We start from the raw sequence: 25,476 nt of genomic DNA on the forward strand, positions 1-25,476 counted from the left end.
ATAAAATGGAGATGAGGGGAATCGAACCCAAAAATCGGTCGTTACAAATGGCGGAAAATCAACGTTTCTTAACCTCGTGACATATTTTGTGACATGGGTTTTTAGCGATAACTTTTGTCCCCTCCAAATGCATTATTTAGATACTCATTTATAACGTCCGTAACTTCAATGTCTTTTTCACTCATGATGTGCTGATATACTCTTTTCAGCATATCATCGGTGGCGTGTCCCATTCGCCTTACTGCATATTTGCTTGGCACATTATTGGCCAACATCATAGAAGCATAGTAGTGTCTTAAAGAATGAAAAGTATACCTTGTTACCCCTGAATTTTCAATCAGCCTATTATATGCGCTGGAAATTGCAGAGGGAGTCATACCGGTAAGACTATCCTCTTTATTCTTGTCTTTCGTTGCATCCAGAATTGTAGGATAAATATATTCAGGGATAGAAAGTGTGCGTTTTCCTGAATTAGTTTTTGTACCCTTTGTAACCCATTCCTTGTTTTCACTCTGGACGACAGCAGAATTGATGGAAAGTGTTTTTTTCTTCTTGTTGACATCTCCCACGGTTAATCCCGATATCTCACTTCGCCTTAAGCCCATCCCGGATGCAAGCATGACTGGGAGTAAAATTCTATATCCCTTTGCGGCATCCATTAACATTTTTATTTCATCGGCTTCAGGTATTTCTATCTCTGATGAACGTTTCGCCGGTAGGGAAACACGATACACAAAATCCGGTGCATAATAGTAGATCGATGCACTGAGCAATCCGGACATATTACGTAGTGTTTTAGGAGAAACTTGCGTAGACATTTTATTGAAATATCTTTGGAGAATATCATTGTTTAATTTTGCAATAGTAATATCTATCTCACTAAATGCTCTTTTTTCAAGAGAAACATAACCAACAATTGTGGAAGGGGATAGAATATTTCTTTTTGCATCGATATATCCACTTATGGCTTCTTTGACGGTCAAGTTTGCAGGGTTTCTTCTGCGGGTTTTGTTTAGGGCGTATTCTGCAGCTCGAAACTCTGCTTCTTTTTTGGTGGGAGCAGTAAAACGTTGGTAGACTGATTTTTCTTTTCCGTCAACGGTTTCCGTATGGCTATACACACGGCAAGTCCAGGAACCGGACGGCAATTTCTTAGCTGTTGCCATAAAAAATAAGACCTCCTTTATTTATTTTGGTATGGTAAATAAAGCGGTCCTGTGATACAATTAGCTTGTTTGGGGCGATTGTACCACGGTGCGACCGCTTGTCCCTCACTTCGTTGGTAGCGGAGTGGGGGAATTTTTATTGTTTTTATTGTTTCGGTGTTCCAAAAATTAGTTCTCTTAGTTCTTCCGTATATTTATCTTCAACACCATCTAAATCATAATCTTCATTTTTTTCAGGGGCGGTGGATTCGCTGACTGTATCAGTAGAGGATAGATGTCTAGATGCCATATCTATAAGTTCTTCACTATCTCCCGAAGTATTATAGTAAGTCATTTGTCCATTTGTTAATGACGTTGCATATTCCGGAGTAGCCCAATATTGTCCATCAATATATACTACTTTTCCATCTGCAATGTTTTGTGCAAGTGTTGCTTTGTCCCCAGCAGAATATGGAACGTAATCTGAAATGCTTTTTATATTTCTGGTAATAGATGAGGTTTTAGTTTTATTATCCCATTTTACGCTACAATTAAAACCTTCGGCTACAAATCGTAATGGTACCATAGTACTACCATTAATAATCTGAGCGGGTGTGTCTAGTGCACAGCTTTTATCGTTAATTGCTGCCGTTGATTTATTCAAAACTAAATCAATAGAATCTAAATTACTGCCGTTAATTGCGGAGATTGTTTGGGTTGAACTGTCCCATGTTACCTTACAGCCAAGTGCTTCGAAAATAGGTCTGGCAGGTACCATAACACGTCCGTTTACAACTGTAGGTGGTGTTTTAGTCGTTAATGGTTTACCATCAATGGTAATAGTGGCAGCAAAAACATTTGAAGAAAATAATGTTGTTACCAAAAAAGTTGTAGCAATTGTTTTCCATTTGAATTTCATTGTTCTTCCTCCTCAAATTTACAAAGATTATAAATTATGTTATAATTTTCCTTGGGGAGGATTTTTCCGTGAAATCTTTTCATACTTTACCGTCCTGTGTGCAAGACAGGGCGGCTTTTTTATGTATTTAATCTTAATTCGCATTAATTGCAGTATTTTTGTTAATGAAGAGAGTTTTCTAACTCATTCCATGTCTTATCTTTTCAATAAAATCAATTCCACTACAAATGAAGAAATCACCATTTTTGATATGACTAAGTTCATGTCTTATGGATTTCATGTTTTGTTCAAAATTCAATCTAGAATTCACAAAGATGTTGTAAAAACCATTATCTTCTACAACGAAAGCCTTTACAGCACAAGGCATATCCATATATCTTATGCAAAATTCTGAGTCATTTATCAAAAGCGACACCTCTATTCACTGTCTTGTTTTAATCGTTTTACCATGTCTATTACAAATTGCAAATCTTCCGCCGATACCCCACGAGCTGTATCAAATAAAATATGCAAGTTAGGATTCTGGGCTAACTCCTCTGCAATTTCTCTTGCGTCATCGTTAATGTAATACGGTGTCTCATCTGTGTTAGTCTTGCCTGTCATTAAATAATCAACAGTAACTCCAAAATGCTTGGCTATCTTGTCTAAATACTTCGTATAGGATGAGCTTTTCCTATTAAACCAATCGCTCACAGAGCTACTTCTTGCTCCTGCGACTCTCGCTAAATCCGCTTGCTTCATTTGGTGGTTTTCCATAAGTATTAATATCCTATCAATTGTATCCATTGTAAAACCTCCACAAGAACATTAAAATAATACGAAAACCGTGCAAAAACTATTGACTTGTACGAAAACAGAGTATACAATGAAGTCATAAGCACGAAATTCGTGTATTAAATATTCTGAATATATTTTTGTTGTTAAATGTCATTCTCGCAAGTTGATTTTAGCACGAAAACCGACGAAAAGCAATAGAAAAGGGGTGATAAAATGAAACTTTATACGACTTTCGAGGTTGCGGACATCTTAAAAGTATCCGAAAGAACTGTTCGGGAGTGGATTAGGAAAAAAAAGCTGGGGGCAACAAGATTAGGTGGTACGAAAACCGTGCGTGTAAGTGAGGAAGATTTGAAGGAATTCCTAAATATCAATAGAGTTATTTCATCATAAAAAGAATAGCTGATTACTTCGGTGTTCCAATCAGAGGAATAGAGTGGCATATATGGAAGTTGCCACAAAAGAATGGCACATGATGAGCGAAAGGATGAATACATATGACAGGAAAAATGCTTACGTTATCAAAAGTTACCAGTACAGAGAATGAAACAAGAGAGATGGCGGAAGAAGTTAAAAAGAAAATTGATGAAAATGGAAGGGAGAAAGGTTCAGATGTTCTCGTACAGAAAATCCAAGTCAAAGGTGAGAGAACTTATGTGCATTTATTAACTAATAGTGGTGAAATTGCTGAGTTAATAAAAAGAGACTGGAAGCATGAAGTAATAGCGGAATCTGAAATCACGGATCTAGAATCATGCTTCCAGTGTTTGAGGTACATGGGGCTATAGATGTTTTTCACCAAACTGCACACCCGGAAAGAGCATGTATAAGTAAGGGACACCATCAGCATCGCGTTCAAAAAAGACAAGTCCAGCGTCTTGTATTTCCTCACATAATGAATTTAGTTCTTCTTCTGGTAGATTGAACTGTTTCAAGCCGTAAAAAGATTTACAGTCACCGCTAGTTTTATCGTTTTGATAAAAGTTATATGCGGCTTTAAAGATTTCAAGAGCTTTCGACGATAGTTTCATTTTATCACCTCCTTCTAAAGGAGATTGTACCACAGCAATACAAAATATTCCATTAGTTTTAATAAACTAAAAAATCTACAAAAAATAGCCGATTACTTCGGTGTTCCAATTACATATTTTTTAGAGGAATAGGAGGTAAGAAATGGGCAACGAAGAAAAAGCAATAATGGAGCGGGCAAAGCAGATATCACTAGAAAGAGAATTGAGAAAAGAAAAGCATCTCGTTATATGTAAAATAGCGGACGAGGTTTATGATAATTGTTTAAATCAAAATTTAAATTGCGAAGATGTAGAGGAGCTTTGCCGGCTTCTTCTGACAAGAGCTAAAAGAAGCCCTATCTGCTAAAAATAAGATTTTTACAATAGCAATTCTATGAGAACAGAAAGGAGTGCAGAAATGGAAATCATAGGAACACCAAAAGAGATAGAAGAATTCTCCAGAAAAAGAGAAGAAATTAAGACTGCGAAAGAATCAGAAATACAAGAGAGAGGGCAGAAAATAGCACTAAGAATTCTCAATGAAGAACGTGAAAGAGCTAGTGAGGCTATATTATCAGAAAAATGGAAAGTAAATATAAATCCAGATTGCTATATAGCAAAAGAAATTATATATCAAACAGCGTTGCTACATAAATTGGACAGGAATATGAATATGATGGTCTCAGAATTTAATAGTTTGTATACCAAAATGCTCATGTTAAATAAAGAGCTGAAAGAAATAAAAAAAGAGGCAGAGAACTGCCCCGTGAAGTAATCAATTATCAGTATTAGTTGTATTGAAAATTGAATCTTCAAATGTTTCTTTGAATTTAAGAAAGTAATGATTTACCTGTTGATAACGTTGCATGTTCGTAAACTGCTGAATGATCTCATTTGCAAAAAGATCGAACGAGGTAAATACCTCCTTCATATCGTTAGTGTAGTAGATTTCATCAAAATGTGTGAAGCACAGACATTTCGCTGCTACCATACTTGATGTTGCTTTGTTTAGATAAGCTAAAGCACCGATTTTTTTATTATCTTCTTTCTCGGAAATTAAATCGTGAGCTTGTTTAGCATCAAAGTAGGATAGTTGCACCATGTTTGATATTTCCTTTAACAATGTTTTTAGGTTTACTACTTGATAGGTATCCATAGGCTTTCCTCCTTTCTTTATCACTTGGCATTGCAGTGCCTATAAAGAAAGCATAACACGAAATTACATAATATTCTATACACTGTCTGTTTATGACGATTGGTTGTGAGTACAAAAGGAAAAATAAAAATCTTGTAAAGATGAGAAAGGAATTTTTAATGGACAAAAAAGAATTGCTTCAAAAGTATTATGACATGGAAATGAACAATGTATTTGCATATAGCTCAAATTATCTCATGAGTAGCCCCAAAAAGGGTTACGAGAGGGAATGGTGTGAGTCGAATGAAAGAGCAACTCTCTTGCTTGAGCTAATCAGAGAGTAGGAGGTGTGAGCTTTGAAAAAGCAAAAGGTAGATAAACGACTACCAGCGTTAATAAAGGCGGCTATGTTTGAGAATGGAATAAGTCGGGATGAGATGGCGGTTTATTTACATGTTTCGGTTTCAACGTATAACCGCCGTATGAATCATTATCCCGAGGAATTCACAGTTAATAATTTGCGGGTGTTTAAGGATAAGCTGAAGCTTGATCCTCATGTACTTGCAGAGGCAATGCTGTAAAAGCTGATTTCTTATGAAATATAGAAAGGATGAAAATATGAAAGCTACGGGAATTACAAGAAAAGTGGACGAGCTTGGGAGGATTGTTTTGCCTATAGAACTTAGAAGAAATTTGGGTATTCGTATTGGAGACACTTTAGAAATTTTTACAGATAACGATACTATCATACTGAAGCGGTATGACGCTGTGGATGATTTGCTTACTATGGTTAGCCGCCTTAAGGATAGAGTAGTCTTTGAGGATTGCGGCAAAATGAAGCCTGTTTTACTTAAGAAAATAGAAGAGATAGAAAAAACCATGAAGTCTGGAAAAGAAAAACAATGAGGAGGAAATACATATGCCAGCAAAAGAGTTTGAAATTTCAAAAACATTCGGAGTTATTTCAGAGGGGGATTTTCAAAAAGAGGTTAATCTAATTAGCTGGAACGGTAGAAAAGAAAAGATTGACATTCGTGGGTGGAATGATACCCATACAAAATGCGGTAAGGGAATTGTCTTAACTACAGATGAGGCAAAAGCTCTCAGAGAAATTTTAAATGGTATGGAGCTATAAGGGGGCGGGGACTATGGCAAGGTCGGAAGCAAGCCAACCGCCTAAAGCTTCGGTTTTTGACAATATGACTCGTGCCAAGGCAGAGGCTTACGGATTAAAGATTGGTGCCAAAGTAAGACAGTACAAAGTCAGTCAAGACGTGCAGAACAAAGGGAAATATAAAATGCGGGAAGGTACCGTGGTGCAATTATGGAATCATGGTTTTGTGGTTCAACTTCCTACCCATAAAACGTTCTTTCGGTATAACCTTTTGCGGAGGCGAGAGCAGGGGGAGCGGGTTGAAATCTGTAAGGCATGAGTATCCTGAGAAAGGAGGAAAGGCAATGGGACCAAGGGAGGTATTAGAGGTAGAGAGGATATTTGATTTAAGACAACGTAAGCAAAAGCGTATAAAGAAATTACAAAAGCGTAGGCGTAGTAAGTGCATTTTTTCTGAACTGCTGAAAAGTATATTTATATTAATTGTATCAGTAATTTCAGCCACATTTTTTGAATCTCTTTCAAAATCGGCACCGGAGAAAGCTCTCTTAGTTTTTGAGTGTTGTGCCATTGTTCTGGTTATTGTTTTGGTTGGGCTTTGGCTGGACAAGCCATGGAGGAGATAATGAGAATTTATGCAATAAAAAAGGCACTGGGAAACCCAGCACCACACTCAAATTGATTATAGCATAAATTCATTTTTCAAACAAGAGATTTCAATATTGAATACATAGGAGGTTTATATGAGTAAATTTAATGTCTGCCCTATTTGTGGAGCTTCCTTAGACCATGGGGAAACCTGTGATTGTAATGGTGACTATATTAAGGAAGAAACACAGAAAATTTGTGTTAAGGCAAAACAAAAAGAATAGGTAAAAAATGTGCCCCTCTCTTGCAGTGTCAAGGGTGGGGCAAGGTTTTAAATAAAATAGCGAGATGGGTTTGTGAGGTGAAAATATGAAGTTTTCTAAAATTACATCACTGGCAAAAAGAAATAGGACGGCGGTATTGATGAAGGATGACGATGGTCAACAATGGCTGAGTATCGGCAGCGCTGTCTATCATCTGGAAAATATGCCTGTATTGGATGAGGATACCGTTTTAACTGTAATGGGGATATCGGATGATAAAAGGGAAAAATGGCTTACAAGATGTGAAGAGGAATCTTCACGAATACTGAAAAATGATTCGCCGGATGAGGTGGAGGTAACTGCAGAGGATGCAGGGATTACCGTCATTTACGGAGGAAGCTTGCTGACCCCAATATACACATTTGATGGGGTTATTTGGATTGATACGGAATTAATGGCACCTACCGTGAAAAAGGAAACGGGCTACATACGATATTTTATTAGAAAAAGTGGTGGTGCAAGAGCGATTGCAGTGAAAGATGGTATGTTACTGTCTGCTGTAATTATGGAGTACAAGCAAGGCGGGACAGACCTTTATGAAGCCTTAGATACATTGGCCGACCGATGCAGAGCTGAGGAAAGGCGTGATGCCGCAGAAAAATGAAGCGGGACAAATAGGTAAATTGAATAAAGAGAATGCCCCAATCCTATAGGCGTAGGAAAAGGGGCGGGGCTTTTGATAAAACCCAAGATATAGTACTTATATTATATAACATAGTACATTGTTTCACAAGTATTTTGGGTTGCTTTCCATGAAAAAGCCTGTTTCTAAAACCTAGGAATTTAGGGGCAAAGTTGCTCTTTAACTCCTCGATAACAAGATTAACATTAGGGCTATGGTTATTTATAGAAAGGGGTAAAGCAATGCCAAGATATAGAAAACACATATGGGCGGGAGACGTATATGAATGTGAGGAGTATTACTCCCCAAGAGCTATTGGAAAAAAATATAACAGAGGACAAAATGAACTACTGACTTCGGAAGAACAGAAAGAACGAAATTTGAAATTAGCAAGAAGGAAATTATCCAGATTGATAAATGCGAATTTCAGTCAAGGCGATTTGTTTATTACCCTTACATACGGAAATAAATTATCTAGACAGGAAATCAAAAGGGAACTGCGGAATTTTTTGAGCCGCCTGAGACGGTGGAGAAAAAAGAAAGGACTTTCTGCCATAAAGTACATCGTAGTGACTGAATCAGAAAGTGGCCGTGAGCACCATCATCTTTTGGTAAATGCCATGGATATTACCCTAAAGGAATTAACGGAGCTGTGGGGATTGGGTAGAGTCATGATTTCTCAATTAGAACCAGGTGGAGATTATACAGGCTTGGCCAGATACATAACCAAGGAAAATGTAATTGAATATGAAAAAAGATGGACCTCAAGTAGAAATTTGGTACAGCCAAGAGTTCTTGTGAAAAAAATAAATTCAGCTAACCCAAAAAATAAGCCCAAACCTCCCAAGGGGTATCTGGTTGTGGAAAGCAGTGAATATTTTTCTGAGGAGATTGGCCCCATTAGATATTTGAAAGCGATTAGATTAGGCGGTGATGATTATGGAACAGGAAAAGAGAAAACCGAATTGTGAGAAATGCTTGTGTCGGAGGTGTTTCAGTAACGAAGATGGTACTTGCTTGAATTGTGAAAGGTGCAAGAAAAACGGAGGTGCCAATAAGGTTTGGTGTTTAATGGATTGTGAGTTTATTGGGAGGGAATAAAGGAAATTAGCATATATCTTAGTTTCAAGCCCAAGGAAAAGAGGGATGGATTTGGATGAAGCCAAAAGAACAATGCAAGAATTAAAACAAATGCAATCCCTTCCAATGCATATAAAATTGGGAATGACTCGCCAGAGAATTAGAGAATGGATAGACCGTTATGGACCAAACGGTGTATATATTTCATTTTCAGGTGGAAAAGACAGCACAGTCTTATTACATATAGTCAGAGATATGTATCCGGATATTGAAGCGGTTTATGTTGATACCGGACTGGAATATCCGGAAATAAAAGAGTTTGTAAAAACTTTTGATAATGTAACGATTTTAAGGCCTGATATGAGTTTTAGGCAGGTCATTAAAAAGTACGGTTACCCTGTGATCAGCAAAGAAGTATCAAAGTGTGTTTACTATGCACGCAGAACAAATGATCCTGAAAATGTTTATGTGAAAAAACTTTGTGGTGAACTGGAATTTGAGGGCAAGAAATCACAATACAATCAAAGCAAGTGGTACTTTTTATTGGATGCACCGTTTGGTGTAAGTAATCTGTGTTGTGATGTTATGAAGAAAAGGCCGCTACATAAATTTTATAGAAAAACTGGTAAGGTGCCAATCACAGGGCAAATGGCGGATGAAAGTAAGTTAAGAACGCAAAAGTGGATTAATGGCGGTTGTAATTTATATGATTCAAAATTTCCTATCAGTAACCCAATGTCATTATGGGTTGAGAATGATGTGCTTGAATACATAGTGAAAAATGATATCCAAATTTCATCTGTATATGGGGAAGTGATAGCCGATTGTGAAATGGATGGACAAATGTGGTTGGATGGTTATGTTCCGTCAAAGTATCGCACAACAGGAGTTAGTCGTACAGGATGCATGTTCTGTATGTTTGGTGCCCACTTGGAGCAAGAACCTAACCGCTTTCAAAGAATGAAAATAACCCATCCGCCTGTTTATCGTTATTGTTTAAAATCTTGGAATGAAGGTGGGTTGGGAATGAAACCAGTGTTGGACTATGTAGGAATCAAATACTAGATATGAGAAAGGTGGGATAAGTAATGGCTTACAATCAGCAAGCTGCGAAGCGGCAACACCAAAACGCAACGAATAATGCTCAAGGGCATTTATTTGAAAGTGCAATTCTGGCGGGGTGCAATACATACAGAGAAAACAGTCGGGCAGATATTAATAAAACACCTGAACCTTTTCGGGTTTTGAGTAAAGGCAATGATGGAATGTTCATGGGGAGATTTACCGCACATGCTCAACCGGATTTTCAAGGAACCCTTGCGGATGGAAAGTCTATCGTATTTGAAGCAAAGACCACAACATCCGACCGGATGAAACGGGGCGTACTAACGGAAGAGCAGCAGAAAGTTTTAGAAAGCCATATGAATTTGGGAGCGGTTGCAGGAGTATGCGTTGGGCTTGAAGATAAGTTTTTCTTCATCCCTTGGAAGATCTGGCGGGATATGAAAGAGAATTATGGACGTAAGTATATTACTGCAAATGATGTTGAGGAATACCAGGTTAAGTTTAATGGATCTGTTTTGTTTTTAGATTATATGATTAAGCGAGAGAGGGATTAAATCATGTATAAAACATTTTATGCTTGTCTAGCAATATTTTGGGTTTTAGATATATTAAATTTGCCTTTCATGGGGATTTTTGATACTGCATATCCCATAAATGAGTTAGAGTGGTTCTTAATTTGGATTATTATACCTTCAATTCACCATCATGCAAAGGGTGAGGATTGAATGAGAATAATTTATGAGGGGGTGCAGAATGAAAACAACAAAATACAAAAGGTTTAGATCTTGCCAAATATTTAATTGTGACCATATGAGGGGAAATATATGCTGTACGGATTGTATGAACAAAGCGAAATGTAAAAACCCTTGCTTAAACAATCCACAGCGATGTGGACAAGTCAAAGGAGAGGTGGTGGACGATGAGGAAAGATAGAGATTTAAAGTTGCAAGATTATAATATCTCTCCTAACCGATATCGTGAATTGAAATATTTTTGCAAGCAATATAGGGAAAAGCAACTACAGTTACGTTCTATTACAGAGCTTTCTTCACCGGGCTTTGACAGTAATGGAGGAGGAAACAAAATATCTGACAGAACGGGGAATACAGCGCTTAGGCGGCTGCAACTTGAAAAGGAGTTAGAGATCATAGAACAGTCGGCAATGGAAGCGGGCAATGAGTTTTATCCATACATACTAAACAATGTGGTGGATGGGGTGAGGTATGAACATTTGGAAGTACCAATGAGCAGGAGAGCTTTTTTTAGAATGAAATTAAAATTCTTTGGAATTTTATCCACAAAAAAATAAAGTTGGCACCAAATGTGTTTACTTATGAGTTAATATGGTAGCATACATAATTTGGGCAATATTTACTAGGCGTTATAGAAGTCCAAACATTTCTTGTTATGATTGTAAAAATATGGTATTGTATTATAAGGGGTGGGAACATGCTGAAAAGGTCTTATGGCAGAGCAGCTATTATGTTGTATGCTTTGTTTTTTGTTATTATGACTATTTCGTGTTTTATAGATAGTAGTAGCTGGATACATGGCCCCAACGGCTATATGATAGCGTGTGGATTTCAAGGTGCTGCAGTATTTATTAGAGATAAGTATTTAAGATGTACGTACTGTGGAAAAACATTTGCCCCACTACAATGGTCGAAGAGTGGGACCAAGCATTGTAAAAAGTGTGGGAAACCATTGGAGTATGATAGATAGATATGTGATTCAGGATAACTGGGGGATGGAAATGTGCTGAAAAGACCATATGCAAGAGCATATATTGTGTTGTACTATTTAGTTATTGTTATTTTTTGCATTACTTTTTTTATTGAAGGGCAATCTGTATTACGAGAAATTCTCTCGTGGACGTTGCCGGTTCTTTGGATTGCTGTGCTTATTATTAGACTTAAATATCTTAGATGCCCATATTGTAGAAAGTTAACTGTTGAGCCGCAGTGGTCAGAGAGTGGAACACAGGATTGCATTAATTGTGGAAAAGTGTTTGAGTATGATAAATAGATATATGATTAAGGATGCCGAGGGAGAAGAGTCATGTTGAATAGATTGTATGCAAGAATAAGTATTGTGCTAGAGACTATAGCTTTAGTTATTCTTTTAGTTTCGTATTTCTTTTTTGAGGACTGGACAATAAGACAAATTTGTTTATGGACGGCATGGAGCATGATAGTCGGTTCATTAATTATCAGATTCAAATTTTTTAAATGTCCACATTGTGGAAAGGGAGATGCCATTCCACAATGGTCTAAAAATGGTAACAAGTCTTGTCGCAAATGTGGTGAATCATTTAACTATGATAAATAGAAAAGTAAAAAAGGATACCTATAGGTATCCTTTTTTATTACATGAAAGAGGGGGAAGTAATGGAGCGGTTACCTGAATTAATTGCTTTGATTCGAAGCGGCGATGTTCATAGGTTTTATACTTCACCTGAATGGAGAAGGAAGAGGAGAGAGATTTTTGAACAAGACCATTTTGAATGCCAAGTATGCAAAAATAAATACAAGAGATACACGAAGGCAACAACAGTACATCATATGAAAGAGTTGAGGCAGTATCCTTCGCTATGCTTAAGCAGTTATTTCACAAATGAAAGTGGGCGGAAAGAACGAAATCTTATCAGCGTGTGCAAGTATTGCCATGAAACAGAATGTCATCCGGAGCGGATGGGAAAGTACGAAAAAAAGAAGCCGTTGAACGAGGAAAAATGGTGATACCCCCGGTCGAAAAAAACGCAGATTAAGATTTTCGCTGTTACTCAGGTGGGTCTAGACAATTCAGAAATATTCATTTCACACGTGAGGGGGGTGGGGGTATGAAGCAAATTACAAGAAAAGGACTGGAAAAAGATCTAGTTGACCAGCTAGAACGGAATGGCTCGCTAGGCAAATATTATCTTGATTTAGTGCGGGATTATCTAGAATTGTGGGATACAAAAAATGCATTGTTGGCAGACATAAAAGGCAGAGGAGTAACGGTAAATTATAATAATGGAGGAGGCCAAGCGGGCATAAAAAAGAACGAAAGTGTGGAACAATTATTGAAAGTTAATAAACAAATGCTATGTATTTTGGATTATTTAGCGCTAAAACCATCTTGTCAGGTGGGTGATGATACTGATGAAGAGATGTAGAAAAAAATCCTATCACCCCTATATTGATGATTACATGGACGGTGTGTACAGCGGTGAAGTTATTGTCGGGGATGAAATTTTCATGGCCCTGCACATTGTTGAAGAAGGGTTAAATAAACCCAATGTGTTTATTGATGTTGACAAGATAAACAAGGCTGTTGAATTAACAGAAAAATATTTTGAGTTACAGCTCTTTGATTGGGAGCTTTTTTTATTTGCATTGATTCACTGCTATAATTTGGACAATGACACTGTTGTTTTTGATGAATATATCATCATGATGGGTAGAGGAAATGGTAAAAATGGATTTATTTCTCCTGTAAGCTGGTACCTTAGCACCCACTATCATGGTGTAAAAGGATATAACATAGAAATCATAGCAAATTCAGAGGACCAGGCAGAAACTTCTTTCAATGATATTTATGATGTATTGGAGCGGCACTGGAAGAAACTAAAAAAGTTTTTTTACAAAAGCAAAGAACTAATTAGAAATCTAAAGACTGGATCCGTGATCAAATATCATACTTCCAATGCCAGAACGAAGGACGGTAAGCGTTCTGCTTGTCTTATTTTTGATGAGATCCACGAGTACATGAGTTATGAGATTATCAACGTTTTTACCAGTGGTTTTGGTAAGCGCAAGCATTCTCGTATTTTTAAAATCACAACAAACGGTCATGTGAGGGAGGGGGTTTTGGATAATGAATTAAGAGTATGTTATGACATTTTGAATGGTGTAATACAAAATTCCAAAACTCTTCCTTTGCTTTATAAAATCAACAGTGAAAAAGAAATATACAATCCGAATATGTGGCACAAAGCAAATCCTTCTTTGAAATATTTGCCTATTTTGCAAGACACCATGGAAAAAGAGTTTGGGAAGATGAAATATTCCGAAGAAATCAAGACGGAGTTTTATACAAAAAGAATGAATTTCCCCAGATCCAATCGGGAGTTGGCAGTAACAGACTTTGAGGAAAATGTTATTCCAACCAATAGGCCGTTGCCGGATATGTCCGGTTGGAGCTGTACTGTTGGGATTGACTATGCTGCCATTAACGACTTGGCAAGTGTAAATTTTCATTTCACGCAAGGCGAGGAAAGGTATGATATCAATCATTCATGGTTGTGTTTAAATTCCAAAGATTTAGACAGGATTCAGGCACCATGGAAGGCCTGGGCAGATGAGGAACTTTTGACACTTGTAGATGATGTTACAATTCACCCAAGGCTATTATGCGATTATATCGCAACAATGGCGCAGAAATATAATATCAAGCTGATCTTATTGGATAACAACAAATATGCTCTTGTAGCAAGCGAATTAAGAAAAATTGGGTTTGATGCAAAAGAGTATAAAAATGTGAAATTAGTAAGGCCGAATGATATATACAAGGTACAGAAGGTCATAGATGATGTATTTATCCGTCATTTGTTTACCTGGGGGGACAACCCTCCATTGCGGTGGGCTGTAAATAACACAAAATTATTATCAGCGGGGAAAAGCAAAGGAGAAGAAACGGGAAATTTCTATTATGGAAAAATTGAACCGAAAAGCAGAAAAACGGATCCATTTATGGCTGTAGTGCATTCCATGATTGGGGAAGAAGAACTGGAAGAAGCTGCTTGCAGCTTTGATGATATACCAGTCATTACATGTTAAGGGGGTGATAAGTTGGGCTTTTTAGAATGGCTAAGTAGTAAAGTGGGTGGGGGAAAAAGTGTTTCTATTTCCGGTGATGAAATAGACGATTTTTTGCAAGAATATACCTCCACTATTTGCATTAGGGAAGCGGCGTTTTGGACTGCCGCCAATATTCTTGCCAATGCCTTAAGCAAGTGTGAGTTTAAAACCTATGTGAAGGGAGATGAAAAAAAGGGCAGTGAGTATTATTTGTGGAACTACGAACCAAATAAGAATCAAAATTCAAGCGTATTTTTACACAAATTAATTGCAAAACTGTGCAGAGATAATGAGTGTCTTGTGATTTGCATTGGGGAACAGTTGCTAGTTGCCGATAGCTACACAAAAAATGAAAAGGTTTTATTTGAAAATACGTTCACGGAGGTAACTGTGGGCGATTTTTCATTTCAAAAGACTTTTTACCAGGCAGATGTATTGTTTTTTGAATTAAATAATAAAAACATGCGACAGGTGGTCAATGATTTATACGGCGAGTATGAAAAACTGATTCAGTACAGCATAAACGCCTATCAAAAATCAAGGGGAAGAAAATTTCTTTTCGAGTATGATACGTTGCCCGTTGCCGGGAGTGAAGAAAGAAAGAATTTTGATGATTTGATAAAAAATAAGTTTAAAAAGTTTATTGAATCGGATAATGCAGTTCTACCCTTGGGTAAAGGGCAGAAGGTAGATGAAACTGCCCAGAAAACCTATGCAGCGGAAACCACCAGGGATATCAGAGCAATGATTGATGATATTTCTGATTTTACGGCTAAGGGCTTTGGTATCCATCCTTCTCTTTTGCGTGGTGACGTGCAAGGTACTAAAGATGCCTTAGATTTCACACTAACATTTGCTGTGGATCCTTTGGTGGATATGATACAGGAGGAAATCATTCGTAAGCGTTATGGGTATAAAGCTTTTTCGGAAGGGACGTATCTGAAAATTGATACACGTGCTATAAAGCATATTGATTTGTTTAGTATTTCTACGTCCATTGATAAATTAATTGGCTCTGGGGTTTTCTGCGTGAATGATATTTTGCAATTGTGCGGTGAAAATTCCATAGATGAACCTTGGGCAAAACAGCACTTTATTACAAAAAATTACGAGTTAGTAGAGGATGCCTTGCGGGCATTGAAGGGAGGTGAAAAAAATGAGGACAATTTGGAAACTTGAGCAATCTGTATCGCCGGATACTCTGGAAATGTACATCTATGAAAGCATTAAGCCTGATAGTTATGACTGGTGGAATGACGAGGTGATTACAAGTGAAACTTCGGCAAATCATTTCAGGGAAGAACTTGCAAAATACCCAAATGCAAAGTTTATCAATCTATATGTCAATAGTTATGGCGGAGATGTGAAAGAGGCCATGGGCATTCATAGCCAATTAAAAAGACACCAAGCCTATGTTACCGGTTATGTGGACGGGTTTGCGGCTTCGGCGGCATCCTACATATTAACGGCCTGCGACAAAGTAGTAATGGCAAGCCCCACCATGCAAATGTTACACGATATGTGGAATATGTCTATAGGCAATGCTAGAGAACATCGTAAAAATGCCGAGGATTTAGAGGCTATCATGAAAGGCAATCGTCAAGCCTACTTGGATAAGTCCAACGGAAAATTAAACGAGGAGCAGCTTATAGAAATTATGGCGGCTGAAACGTGGTTGACGGCCACCCAGTGCTTTGAGTATGGTCTATGTGATGAAATCGGGGAGCGGCAAGTTGATATGGCAAAAGCGGCGGAAGCACTGAAAGAGAGTCATGAGGCATTGCAACGAAAAAACTTGGAGCTGGTTGCAAAATTAAAGCAGTTGGCCACACCACCCAAGGAACCAACCCCACAGCCTCCGGCGGAACCACAACAGAATAGATTACAAAAGTTTATGACATCCGTAAAAGGATGTTAATTTTATTTCTAGAGAGGAAGAGATTACATGAAAAAAATGAAAATGAAAATGGATTTACAGTTTTTTGCTATGAAAAGTCTTGATCTAATTCAGGAGGAAAGAAACGTCATTTTGCAAAGAATGAACTCGGCAATTACAGAGGATAACCCTGAGCAGTTTAACCAAGCCTTTAAGGACTTGGCCAACAATGTTCAGGAAGCGGTTATGCAGGAATATGAGCAAGCCGTGCAGGGTGCAGATTCGTGTATTTTAGCCCAAAGAGGTGTAAGACAGCTTACCAGTCAGGAAAATGTATACTATCAAAAGGTCATTGATGCTATGAAGTCCGTAGATCCAAAGCAAGCAATTACTTTGATTGATGATGTGATGCCCACCACTGTTATTGATGAGATTTTTACATATTTGCAGGAGAATCATCCCTTGTTGAATGAGGTGGATTTTCAGAACACAGGAGCGGTTACAAAGTGGTTGCTTTCTGCCACATCCGGCACCGCTGGGTGGGGTGAATTGTGTGGAGAAATTGTGGATGAATTGTCTGCAACCTTCTCTATTTTGGAATTGGGCAGCACAAAACTTTCTGCGTATATTCCAGTATGCAATGCCATGCTTGATTTAGGTCCCGCATGGTTGGATCGTTATGTAAGAACAGTTCTGGCCGAGGCCATCGCCGTTGGTTTGGAAACTGCTATCGTGGATGGGGATGGTAATGAAAAACCTTTGGGTATGACAAGGGCATTAAGCGGTGCAGTGGATGGTGTACACCCCCATAAAACAGCGGTGGCAATTACAAAATTGGATGCACCTACCTATGGTGGTTTGCTTGATACGTTATCCAAGGCACCCAATAATAAAAGACGCCCCATTCCTTCTGTGCTTTTGGTGGTGAATCCCACGGATTATTTTACAAAAGTGTTCCCTGCCACTACGGTAAGAGCAACGGATGGTACATTTAGAACTGATGTATTTCCTTATCCTACAAAAACAATTCAGTCTACGGCGGTAACTGTTGGGCGGGCGGTGATTGGATTGGGTAAGCAATACTTCATGGGTCTTGGAACTGGAAAAGGGGGAAAGATTGAGCACTCCGACCATGCAATGTTTAAAGAAGATAAAAGATTATACCGTGCAAAGCTGTATGGCAATGGTAGACCAAAAGACGAAAACGCCTTTGTATATCTGAACATTGAAGATTTGGAAAACTACGTGCTGGAGGTAAAGGTAACCAATACCTTGGAGCCTAAACAGACAAATGAGGTAATCACTAACGGTGAGGGTGGTACTTCCCAAGGTGAAGGTGAACCTGAAAACCCTTAATGGCGACGCTTAGCACATCCACCCGCAATACCGAGGGCATGAACAAAACGGAACTGTTGGAATATGCGGAATCCCTCGGAATTACCGGGCTAAGTAGTCGCAATTTAAAAGGAGATATTTTGGCAGCCATAGAGGCGGTGACAGGATGATGGAAGAATTATTAGAGGCTGTGAAAAATTATCTTGATATTACATGGGATGATGCTGATACCAATAAAAAAATAAAAGGTATTGTATCACGAGGCATGGAGTATCTGAATCATGCAGCGGGTGGGAAACAAGATTATGAAAAGGAGGGGCAAGCCAGAGCCCTCCTTTTTGAGTATGCTATGTATGTTAATAGCGGTGCCTTAAATGAGTTCCAACAGAACTACCTTCACGAATTGATGATGCTGCAAATCCATCAGGAGGTGAAGAACTATGAACAAGAAAAAAATACAGATATACAATGATGGTGTGATCACGATATACACAGTAGGAAATATTGCAGAACCGGGTAATATGCCCAAAGAGGGTATTGTGGAAAAAGTGCGTCTGAGATTTCGGCGGCGCACTATAGGCCACACGCGGTTTCATGAATCTTTGCAGCAGAATATTAAGATAGATGAAATTGTGAGATGCCCCTATCGGACTGAGGTAAGTGCTCAAGATAAAGTGGTTTTTCTGGGGAGCAATGATAAATATGAAGTAAAAAAGGTTGTTTACATAGAAAATACCAAACCAAAAGAAATGGAATTGTTACTGGAAAGGGTGGAAAGCAACTATGACAATGATTGAGTTGAGGGATACTTTGCTTACCATTACTGAAAGTATTTTTCACTACAAACCCCTAAAGCCCGGCAATAAATATATTGTTTGGAGCGAGATTACACAAAGTGGCGCAAAACACGCTGACAATAAAGCCACCCACCAGGCTATTCGCTGTGCAGTGCATTTTTTCACCAAGGATGAATTTGACCATGATTTCTTCAGGATCCAGCGAAAGTTCAATGATGCAGAAATTCCATGGAGGTTAAATTCTGTGCAGTATGAAGAGGATACCGGGTTTATTCACTATGAATGGTATGTGGATGTAGATTATGATTGGGGTGAGGATGATGGCCAAGATTGCTTTTAGGGGAACAAATGAATTTATGTTAATGCTGTCCAGAATGGAGGCAAATACGCAAGCAATTGCGGAAAAGGCGGTTTATGAAGCGGCTGGGTTGGTGGCAGATGAAATCAGAAACAATCTAGAAGCTCTACCAGAGGATAAATTCAGAATGCTGGGAGCGGGTGAGCAATTTATGGGCGTGCCAAGGGTTCAAAAACAGGACTTATTGGATTCCTTGGGAATAGCACCCATTGGGGAAGAAAGTCCAGGAACCTATGGTACAAAAATTGGATTTGATGGTTATGGCAGTTATCCAACGCAAAAATATCCCAACGGACTTCCCAACCAGCTTTTGGCACGTTCCATAGAGAGTGGATCCAGCGTAAGGAACGCAACGCCCTTTGTGGAGCCGGCTGTCCAGGGGAAGAAAAATGAAGCGATTCGCAAGATGCAAGAAGTAATTGATCAAGAATGTAAAAAAATATAAAGGAGTGTTAAAACTATGGCAAAGATTGGTTTAAGTTATCCCTATGTTGCAAAATATAACGCCACAGAGGAGGGTGTTGTTACTTACACCCAAGGACAAGTATTGGCAAAGGCGGTTGAAATGTCCACTTCCATTGAAGCAGGAAAGGATAACAACCTGAATGCGGATAACGGTGTCGCAGAGACAGACAGTACCTTTGGTGGTGGAGAATTATCCGTGACAACGGATGATTTGATGCAAGAAGCAAGTGCATTAATCATGGGAATCACACCGAAAAAACTCACAATTGGTGAGGAAACCATTAATGAATTAATTTATGATGATAACATGAATCCTCCTTATCTTGGAATGGGTCTTATTATCAAGAAACAAAAAGACAGTGCTCCAAAATGGCGGGCAGTAGTATTTACTAAGATTAAGTTTTCTATCTTTGATGAGGCCGCCACCACCCAAGGTGGTACCATTGAATGGCAAACCTCTGAAATTGCTGCAACGATTATGCGAGATGATAGTGCAAATCATGCATGGAAGAGGGAAGCAACTTTTGACACAGAGGGAGAGGCTAGAGCCTATATTAAGGCTATCCTTGGTGAGAAATCAGCATAAGGGGAGGTATTCAGATGAAAAATGAAAGCGTTAGAATGATTGAGCGGGAGGTGGGGGGTAAAGCCTACCCCCTTGCTTTTTCCCTGCAAGCTTATGCAGAGTGCCATGCAAAGTTTGGCGAACTGAAACATACAACTACAGCCATGGATATGGATAAAACGCCGGATGCAATCCATAATATTATGTGGTTATTTTTCCTACTCAATGAATGGGGAGTCAAGTATAAACGCCTATTGTTTGGGGAAGAAGGGAATTTGTTGTCACGGGAGGTGGCGGAGGCTTCCATGGGGCCTTATGAATGTACAGAGATGAAAATTGCGGTTATGGAGGCAATTGCTATTGGTTTAAAAAGAGAGGTAGAAGTAGAGGCAGATACAAAAAACGCAGAAACCACGCAGACGAATTAACGCTTGCGTGGTTTCTCTATTACGGCAGGTTTTTTAATATGCAGACTTATGAAGTACTGGCATCGCCGATAGGACTTTTGAGTGATTTGATTGCTTGTCACCAAATCAGCCAAGGTGCAAAAATGAAAGAGATTGTCACGGATGATGATTTGATACCGGATTTGTTGTAATCTTTCAAAGTGGATATTCATAAGTTGAATGGTTTTGAAAATTATGGTAAAATAAAGAAACGGAAACCGTGTTGGGTAGTTGACCTCCAATTTTAACTAAGGATTGGGGGTGGTGCTATGGGTACATATGAAGTATTTATGATAATGCTTACATTTGGCTTATTTTTGATAGCACTTCTCTCTTACATAGATAAGAGAAAATAAAAAAGCTACCCACATAACTTTGGCCGGTTAGGGTAGCTTTGCTCTACTGAGGTCAACCACCTAGTGGCGGTTTCCTACTTAATTCTATTATAGCATATGATTTAGATTTGTAAAGCATCCTTAAAGGGTGCTTTTTTCATGTTTATTTTTTAGGAGGTGAATTTATGTCTTATGATATTGGCCCTCGTATAGGAATCTCAGGGGAGACAGCTTTTAAAGAGTCTATAAAGAAGATTAATAGCGAGATGAAGTCGTTGGAAGCTGAAATGAAAAGCGTAACTTCGGCATACGGCGATAATGATAAGAGTATAGAGCGACTAAAGAGCCAACATTTAGTTCTAGCAAAACTAATTGATAATCAAAAAGAAAAGGCTTCTTTGCTAACAAAGCAATACTATGCCCAGGAGCAAAAATTAGGGGAGTTAGGGGAAGCACTAAAGCGAGCTAATATTGAGTTTGGAGAAAATTCAAAAGAGGCTGCAAAAGCACAGATAGCCTATAACAAACAAGCTACTGCGGTAAGTTCAATAACTGCTAATTTGTATGCGGCAACGGCCAACTTAAATAAAATGAACGCTGAAATGGAGCGCATACAAAGTGACAGCATTGCAGAGGTAGTTGAAGATGAAAAGGAAGTAGTTGAAGAAACGCAAGCGGTTACGGAAAATTTACAAAAAATGAATTCCGAGCTTAACGATGTTAATTCAATTAAGCTTCAGAAATTAGCAGATGATGCACAAAAAGCCGGTGAACATTTAGAAAGTGCCGGTAAAAAAATGACTGTACTTTCCACGGCAATCACAGCGGGTGCGGCATACTCTGCTAAAGCCCTAATTGACTATGAAAGCGCATTTGCCGGGGTAGAAAAAACGGTAGACGGAACCGTGGAAGAGTTGGGAAAGATTTCTGGTGGAATCAGAGCAATGTCAAAGGATATTCCTGCCACTGCAAATGATATTGCTAGCGTAGCGGAACAGGCTGGACAGCTTGGTATTGAAAAAGAAAATGTACTGTCTTTTACAAAAGTAATGATTGACTTAGGTGAGAGTACAAACTTATCTGCAAATCAAGCGGCGGATAGCTTGGCCAGATTGGCAAATATTACAGGGCTTGATCCTGCTGATTATGAGCGGTTGGGTTCTACCATCGTTGAACTGGGGAACAATGCCGCTACCACTGAATCAGAAATTGTGGATATGTCCTCCAGGTTGGCGGCGACAGGTGATTTGGTTGGATTCACAGAACCGCAGATATTGGCCATTGCGACGACAATTTCCTCCCTTGGCATTGAAGCGGAAGCTGGGGGCAGTGCCATTTCTAAGTTGGTAAAGCAGTTTGAAGTCATGGTTGCAACAGGTTCCGAAGGATTAGGGGATTTTGCTAAGGTTGCAAATTTAACGGCGGAGCAGTTTTCTGCAATATGGAAGCATGATCCCTCAAAGGCATTGGCGGCGTTTATTGATGGATTAGGACAGATTAAGCGTTCCGGTGGCAGTGTTGTTGCAACCTTAGACGACCTGGGTATTACAGAAATTCGTCTGTCAAATGCGGTGGCGGCAATGGCAACATCCAATGGACTTTTAACAAAGAATCTGGATATGGCAAATCAGGCATGGATTGATAATACCGCTCTGGCTACGGAAGCAGAAAAACGCTATGCGACCACGGCCAGTCAGATTCAAATTGCAAAGAATACCTTAAATGATATTGCTATTACTATGGGTAGTGAGTTCTTACCAATGGTGAATAACGCTATAGAAGGCGTTGACAATTTGGGCAAATGGTTTTCTAACCTGAATGAAGCGGAAAAGGAAAATATTATCAAGATATTAGCCATTACTGCAGCCATTGGCCCTATGATGACTTTGACCGGAAAAGCGGCAATTGGGATTAGTGCTTTAACCACTGCGGTGTCTGCCTATCGAACAGCAACAGCGGCGGGAACTGCGGCAACGGTTGCATTTACCACAGCATTAAATATAACTCCCATTGGTTTGGCCGCCACCGCCATTGCCGCATTGGCCAGTGTGATTGCAGGATCCCTAATTGCAAATATGCTGACAGGGAAGGAAGCGGCGGAGGAATTTAAAGACAGCGTTACTGCTATCGGAGAAGAATACAGCGAAACCATGAAAACCATTCAAGGGAATTCAGAGAATCGCATGTATGATTTGACCACGGCAGAAAGTGCCATTGCCAGATTTCAGGAGCTAAATGCTATCACCGAGAAAACAGCAGGGCAACAGGCTGAACTTGCAACCAGGGCGGAAGAAATCAATACTTTGTTGGGGGAACAGGTCTTAATTCTTGACAGTGAAAGTGGTAGTTATATTGTCCTTGCCGATAATATGGAGGCTTACATAGAAAAGTTACGGCAAGAGGAAGAAATGAAACGCCTGATTGCCGAACAGCAAGCGGAACAAAAAAAGATTCAAGATACAAAGGCGATGATAGAAGAAGCGGACGCCTTGATTGCGTCAAATGCCAAAGAGATTGCATCTTTGCGTGAGGTTGGGGATAGCACCTATGCTTTGGAACAAAAAAATGTGGAGCTTCGAAATTCTAAGATTGCCTTAAGCAAAGAAATAGAATCTTCTGAAGGTAAATATGACGCCTTGCAACGGCAGATTGATAAAACAGGGGAAGCCATTAGCGCAGTTGCGGCGCAAGCACAAAACAATAAAGTTGCCTTTGAAGAATTAAGCAATGCCACCAATGCAGTAAATGCAAGTGTAGATTTGGCAACCAATGCCCTAAAAGAACAGGCGGAAGCAGGAGAAATCTCCCATGCAACAGCGGCAAAACTGATTGATGCCGGATATGGAATGGCCCTTGCCGTTGATGAAGAAACAGGAGCAATCACCATCAATGAACAGGCCTATAAAGACTTAATCGAGCAGAAAATACAGAACCAAATTGCGGATTTGGAAGCGAAAAAAACAAGTCTTGTTGATAAGCTAAATAAAGAATCGGGAGCGGCAGTGGATGCCGCAGGAAGCTTTACAGCCTTAGCCTTTTCTAAAGCTATGGCCAATGAAGCGGATACCGCCAGTTTGGCAAGTGTAGAAGCTCAGATTAATAGTCTGAAAAACTTGCAGAAAAATCTTGGTGCAGTTTCTTCAAATACCACGGCCGCATCCAAGTCTACGACTAAGGCCGCAAGAAGCAGTAAACAGGCTGTTGATAAAAATGTGGAAGCCTATAAAAATGCCCGCAAAGAACTTGAATATTTACGAGATACCGGAGTTATGGAAGAAAAGAAATTCTATAATGAGCTGCAAGGCATTCAGAAAAAGTATCTTAAGGAATCCAGCGATGAATGGAAAAGTGTTAATGTTGAGCTTTACAAATGGAAACAAAAACAGGCGGAGGAATTGGAAAAAGAAGCGGAAAAAGCCGCTAAAAATTTAGAGGACGCCTACAAATCAATGAGTGAAGCAATATCTAAAAAATATGAAAATGGGTTCATTGACTTAAAAACCTATATTACCAATACGAAAAAAGAGCGGGATAAGTATTTACAGGGAAATAAAGAAGCTTGGGTGGGTTCTACTCAGGAAATGTTTGACGAGGTTATATCCATTTACAATGATATTGTGAAAGAACAACAGCAAATGGCCGATGATCTAGCGGGTTATGGGGATTTATTCTCTCGAGACGATGATGGCAAGGTTCAGCTTGAAAATATTGAAAAGCAGATTGATGCATTGGAAAAGTATGAAAAGGCTCTTGACGATTTAAAAGGAAAGGGCATTTCGGACGGGTTACTCAGTGAAATTGCTGGAATGGGCGTTGAGGATGGGGCGGATGTTGCACAAAAGCTACTTGGAAAAAGTGATGCTTCTTTTCAAAAATATATCGAAGATTGGGAGGAGAAACAGCAAAAGGCTCAGGAAATTGCAGATAAGTTTTATAAAGATCAGAAAGATGATCTGAAAACCAACTATTTAGATGAGTTGATATCTGATCTCAATGGTTTGGATACAGAGGCATATGATGCCGGTAAGAATATTGCGGAAAACGTGACCAAAGGAATTGTGGATGGCGGAGGCTATCAAAGCCAAGGCCAAGGAGATGAAAAAGCCCCCAAAGGAAAGAGTGAAGGGGGAAGCGGCGACGGAATGAAAGCAGTCCTCGCAAAATGGGAAGCTGACCAGGCTTTGATTCAAGAGCAGATGCAAACTTACACGAATATGTTGATTGAGAAAATCAGTGTATTAGAGGATGCATCCCTTGAAATAGGCTATCAAAGTATGTTAGGTATGGCAAAGGGCATTGAGCAAGGTGAATCAGAAGTTGTAAAGGCAATTACAAGAACAGTGAGAGCTGCTATTGAAGCGGCTAAGGATGAATTGGATATCCATTCACCCTCCCGTGAATTTGAAGAGATTGGTGATTATTCTGTGGATGGATATATCAAACCATGGAAAGGCCGTGCTGCAGATGTAGAGCAATCCATACGTGACACCCTCAGGGCTGGGGTGGATATTGCGAGACAGCAGATTACCAATACATCAAGTGCCACTACAATCAATGAAGGCGATTTCGTATTTCAGATTGCAAATGTTAATAATGGGCGTGATCGGGATGTGTCAGACTTCTTGCGAGTGGGTGAATTTATGAGAAAACAGCGAAGTTCAGCAAGAGGGGGGAAATAAT

General features: G+C 39.2%; 37 protein-coding genes. 32 read left to right on the forward strand and 5 right to left on the reverse strand.

Annotated features, from left to right (window positions below):
* Positions 1 to 101: 101 nt before the first annotated feature.
* The 3 genes from NE558_RS10060 to NE558_RS10070 all read right to left on the reverse strand — a co-directional run bounded on the left by NE558_RS10060 (position 102) and on the right by NE558_RS10070 (position 2,850).
* The gene (locus NE558_RS10060) at positions 102 to 1,166 is read right to left on the reverse strand and encodes a site-specific integrase (RefSeq protein ID WP_256149924.1); all 1,065 of its coding nucleotides are present in this window, start codon (positions 1,164 to 1,166) and stop codon (positions 102 to 104) included.
* A 145-nt stretch (positions 1,167 to 1,311) separates the two neighbouring features.
* Positions 1,312 to 2,064 carry a stalk domain-containing protein gene (locus tag NE558_RS10065; RefSeq protein WP_256149925.1) on the reverse strand — a complete coding sequence of 251 codons (753 nt, stop codon included), beginning with the start codon at positions 2,062 to 2,064 and terminating at the stop codon, positions 1,312 to 1,314.
* Between the two features lie 417 nt (positions 2,065 to 2,481).
* Entirely contained in the window at positions 2,482 to 2,850 is a 369-nt protein-coding gene (locus NE558_RS10070; protein ID WP_256149926.1) for a helix-turn-helix domain-containing protein, read from the reverse strand.
* Between the two features lie 204 nt (positions 2,851 to 3,054).
* Here NE558_RS10070 and NE558_RS10075 point away from each other — a divergent pair, with 204 nt between their 5' ends.
* Together NE558_RS10075 and NE558_RS10080 are read left to right on the forward strand one after the other, a co-directional pair.
* On the forward strand, positions 3,055 to 3,234 hold the full coding sequence (locus tag NE558_RS10075) for a helix-turn-helix domain-containing protein (protein WP_256149927.1): 180 nt from the start codon (positions 3,055 to 3,057) through the stop codon (positions 3,232 to 3,234).
* Between the two features lie 104 nt (positions 3,235 to 3,338).
* The gene (locus tag NE558_RS10080; RefSeq protein WP_256149928.1) at positions 3,339 to 3,629 is read left to right on the forward strand and encodes a hypothetical protein; all 291 of its coding nucleotides are present in this window, start codon (positions 3,339 to 3,341) and stop codon (positions 3,627 to 3,629) included.
* On the opposite strand, the gene NE558_RS10085 is transcribed toward NE558_RS10080, so the two are convergent.
* Positions 3,624 to 3,872 carry a hypothetical protein gene (locus tag NE558_RS10085; protein WP_256149929.1) on the reverse strand — a complete coding sequence of 83 codons (249 nt, stop codon included), beginning with the start codon at positions 3,870 to 3,872 and terminating at the stop codon, positions 3,624 to 3,626. The two genes, NE558_RS10080 and NE558_RS10085, sit on opposite strands and share 6 nt — an antisense overlap.
* A 142-nt stretch (positions 3,873 to 4,014) precedes the next feature.
* Here NE558_RS10085 and NE558_RS10090 point away from each other — a divergent pair, with 142 nt between their 5' ends.
* Positions 4,015 to 4,218: a hypothetical protein gene (locus NE558_RS10090; RefSeq protein ID WP_256149930.1), complete on the forward strand. Its 204-nt coding sequence runs from the start codon at positions 4,015 to 4,017 to the stop codon at positions 4,216 to 4,218.
* A gap of 51 nt (positions 4,219 to 4,269) precedes the next feature.
* Positions 4,270 to 4,626, forward strand: coding sequence for a hypothetical protein (locus NE558_RS10095; RefSeq protein WP_256149931.1), 357 nt, complete (start codon positions 4,270 to 4,272; stop codon positions 4,624 to 4,626).
* On the opposite strand, the gene NE558_RS10100 is transcribed toward NE558_RS10095, so the two are convergent.
* Complete coding sequence (locus NE558_RS10100; RefSeq protein ID WP_066052149.1) at positions 4,627 to 5,007, reverse strand: hypothetical protein; 381 nt, start codon at positions 5,005 to 5,007, stop codon at positions 4,627 to 4,629.
* A gap of 335 nt (positions 5,008 to 5,342) precedes the next feature.
* Between NE558_RS10100 and NE558_RS10105 the strand changes: the two genes are divergently transcribed.
* The 28 genes from NE558_RS10105 to NE558_RS10240 all read left to right on the forward strand — a co-directional run bounded on the left by NE558_RS10105 (position 5,343) and on the right by NE558_RS10240 (position 25,475).
* Positions 5,343 to 5,567, forward strand: coding sequence for a hypothetical protein (locus NE558_RS10105; RefSeq protein ID WP_066052143.1), 225 nt, complete (start codon positions 5,343 to 5,345; stop codon positions 5,565 to 5,567).
* 37 nt (positions 5,568 to 5,604) lie between these two features.
* Entirely contained in the window at positions 5,605 to 5,892 is a 288-nt protein-coding gene (locus tag NE558_RS14495) for an AbrB/MazE/SpoVT family DNA-binding domain-containing protein (RefSeq protein WP_305145045.1), read from the forward strand.
* A gap of 13 nt (positions 5,893 to 5,905) precedes the next feature.
* On the forward strand, positions 5,906 to 6,121 hold the full coding sequence (locus NE558_RS10115; RefSeq protein WP_256149932.1) for a YdbC family protein: 216 nt from the start codon (positions 5,906 to 5,908) through the stop codon (positions 6,119 to 6,121).
* Positions 6,122 to 6,134: 13 nt separating this feature from the next.
* Complete coding sequence (locus tag NE558_RS10120) at positions 6,135 to 6,419, forward strand: hypothetical protein (RefSeq protein WP_256149933.1); 285 nt, start codon at positions 6,135 to 6,137, stop codon at positions 6,417 to 6,419.
* A gap of 25 nt (positions 6,420 to 6,444) precedes the next feature.
* Positions 6,445 to 6,726, forward strand: coding sequence for a hypothetical protein (locus tag NE558_RS10125; protein ID WP_256149934.1), 282 nt, complete (start codon positions 6,445 to 6,447; stop codon positions 6,724 to 6,726).
* Between the two features lie 117 nt (positions 6,727 to 6,843).
* Positions 6,844 to 6,972, forward strand: a complete 129-nt coding sequence (locus NE558_RS10130; RefSeq protein WP_256149935.1) for a hypothetical protein — start codon at positions 6,844 to 6,846, stop codon at positions 6,970 to 6,972.
* Positions 6,973 to 7,057: 85 nt separating this feature from the next.
* Entirely contained in the window at positions 7,058 to 7,615 is a 558-nt protein-coding gene (locus tag NE558_RS10135) for a hypothetical protein (protein WP_256149936.1), read from the forward strand.
* A gap of 260 nt (positions 7,616 to 7,875) precedes the next feature.
* Positions 7,876 to 8,604: a rolling circle replication-associated protein gene (locus NE558_RS10140; RefSeq protein ID WP_256149938.1), complete on the forward strand. Its 729-nt coding sequence runs from the start codon at positions 7,876 to 7,878 to the stop codon at positions 8,602 to 8,604.
* 181 nt (positions 8,605 to 8,785) lie between these two features.
* On the forward strand, positions 8,786 to 9,778 hold the full coding sequence (locus NE558_RS10145; RefSeq protein WP_256149939.1) for a phosphoadenosine phosphosulfate reductase family protein: 993 nt from the start codon (positions 8,786 to 8,788) through the stop codon (positions 9,776 to 9,778).
* A gap of 23 nt (positions 9,779 to 9,801) precedes the next feature.
* Positions 9,802 to 10,332, forward strand: a complete 531-nt coding sequence (locus NE558_RS10150) for a Holliday junction resolvase RecU (RefSeq protein WP_256149940.1) — start codon at positions 9,802 to 9,804, stop codon at positions 10,330 to 10,332.
* Positions 10,333 to 10,335: 3 nt separating this feature from the next.
* Positions 10,336 to 10,503: a hypothetical protein gene (locus NE558_RS10155; RefSeq protein ID WP_256149941.1), complete on the forward strand. Its 168-nt coding sequence runs from the start codon at positions 10,336 to 10,338 to the stop codon at positions 10,501 to 10,503.
* A gap of 194 nt (positions 10,504 to 10,697) precedes the next feature.
* The gene (locus tag NE558_RS10160; protein WP_256149942.1) at positions 10,698 to 11,087 is read left to right on the forward strand and encodes a hypothetical protein; all 390 of its coding nucleotides are present in this window, start codon (positions 10,698 to 10,700) and stop codon (positions 11,085 to 11,087) included.
* Between the two features lie 324 nt (positions 11,088 to 11,411).
* Complete coding sequence (locus NE558_RS10165; protein WP_256149943.1) at positions 11,412 to 11,540, forward strand: hypothetical protein; 129 nt, start codon at positions 11,412 to 11,414, stop codon at positions 11,538 to 11,540.
* A 625-nt stretch (positions 11,541 to 12,165) separates the two neighbouring features.
* Positions 12,166 to 12,516 (forward strand): HNH endonuclease, encoded by a 351-nt coding sequence (locus NE558_RS10170; protein ID WP_256149944.1) that lies wholly within the window; start codon positions 12,166 to 12,168, stop codon positions 12,514 to 12,516.
* Between the two features lie 101 nt (positions 12,517 to 12,617).
* A complete protein-coding gene (locus NE558_RS10175; RefSeq protein ID WP_256149945.1) occupies positions 12,618 to 12,935 on the forward strand; it encodes a P27 family phage terminase small subunit in 318 nt (105 codons plus the stop codon).
* On the forward strand, positions 12,922 to 14,598 hold the full coding sequence (locus NE558_RS10180; RefSeq protein WP_256149946.1) for a terminase large subunit domain-containing protein: 1,677 nt from the start codon (positions 12,922 to 12,924) through the stop codon (positions 14,596 to 14,598). Before NE558_RS10175 ends, NE558_RS10180 begins: the two co-directional genes overlap by 14 nt.
* Positions 14,599 to 14,610: 12 nt before the next feature.
* Positions 14,611 to 15,798, forward strand: coding sequence for a phage portal protein (locus NE558_RS10185; protein ID WP_256149948.1), 1,188 nt, complete (start codon positions 14,611 to 14,613; stop codon positions 15,796 to 15,798).
* Positions 15,776 to 16,537, forward strand: coding sequence for a head maturation protease, ClpP-related (locus tag NE558_RS10190; RefSeq protein WP_256149949.1), 762 nt, complete (start codon positions 15,776 to 15,778; stop codon positions 16,535 to 16,537). The genes NE558_RS10185 and NE558_RS10190 overlap by 23 nt, the downstream gene beginning before the upstream one ends.
* A 27-nt stretch (positions 16,538 to 16,564) precedes the next feature.
* Positions 16,565 to 17,851 (forward strand): phage major capsid protein, encoded by a 1,287-nt coding sequence (locus NE558_RS10195; RefSeq protein WP_256149950.1) that lies wholly within the window; start codon positions 16,565 to 16,567, stop codon positions 17,849 to 17,851.
* A 145-nt stretch (positions 17,852 to 17,996) separates the two neighbouring features.
* Entirely contained in the window at positions 17,997 to 18,302 is a 306-nt protein-coding gene (locus NE558_RS10200) for a hypothetical protein (RefSeq protein WP_256149952.1), read from the forward strand.
* A complete protein-coding gene (locus NE558_RS10205; RefSeq protein ID WP_256149953.1) occupies positions 18,271 to 18,627 on the forward strand; it encodes a hypothetical protein in 357 nt (118 codons plus the stop codon). The genes NE558_RS10200 and NE558_RS10205 overlap by 32 nt, the downstream gene beginning before the upstream one ends.
* A complete protein-coding gene (locus tag NE558_RS10210) occupies positions 18,614 to 18,967 on the forward strand; it encodes a hypothetical protein (protein WP_256149954.1) in 354 nt (117 codons plus the stop codon). The genes NE558_RS10205 and NE558_RS10210 overlap by 14 nt, the downstream gene beginning before the upstream one ends.
* Positions 18,948 to 19,430, forward strand: a complete 483-nt coding sequence (locus NE558_RS10215; protein WP_256149955.1) for a hypothetical protein — start codon at positions 18,948 to 18,950, stop codon at positions 19,428 to 19,430. Before NE558_RS10210 ends, NE558_RS10215 begins: the two co-directional genes overlap by 20 nt.
* A 15-nt stretch (positions 19,431 to 19,445) precedes the next feature.
* Positions 19,446 to 20,036, forward strand: coding sequence for a major tail protein (locus tag NE558_RS10220; protein WP_256149956.1), 591 nt, complete (start codon positions 19,446 to 19,448; stop codon positions 20,034 to 20,036).
* Positions 20,037 to 20,050: 14 nt separating this feature from the next.
* Positions 20,051 to 20,443: a hypothetical protein gene (locus NE558_RS10225; RefSeq protein ID WP_256149957.1), complete on the forward strand. Its 393-nt coding sequence runs from the start codon at positions 20,051 to 20,053 to the stop codon at positions 20,441 to 20,443.
* Positions 20,444 to 20,481: 38 nt separating this feature from the next.
* A complete protein-coding gene (locus NE558_RS10230; protein WP_256149959.1) occupies positions 20,482 to 20,613 on the forward strand; it encodes a hypothetical protein in 132 nt (43 codons plus the stop codon).
* A 117-nt stretch (positions 20,614 to 20,730) separates the two neighbouring features.
* Positions 20,731 to 20,817 (forward strand): putative holin-like toxin, encoded by an 87-nt coding sequence (locus NE558_RS10235; protein WP_256150112.1) that lies wholly within the window; start codon positions 20,731 to 20,733, stop codon positions 20,815 to 20,817.
* A 164-nt stretch (positions 20,818 to 20,981) separates the two neighbouring features.
* Positions 20,982 to 25,475: a phage tail tape measure protein gene (locus NE558_RS10240; protein ID WP_256149960.1), complete on the forward strand. Its 4,494-nt coding sequence runs from the start codon at positions 20,982 to 20,984 to the stop codon at positions 25,473 to 25,475.
* Position 25,476 lies beyond the last annotated feature (1 nt).

Source organism: Anaerotignum propionicum, from assembly GCF_024461735.1.
GTDB lineage: Bacteria > Bacillota > Clostridia > Lachnospirales > Anaerotignaceae > Chakrabartyella.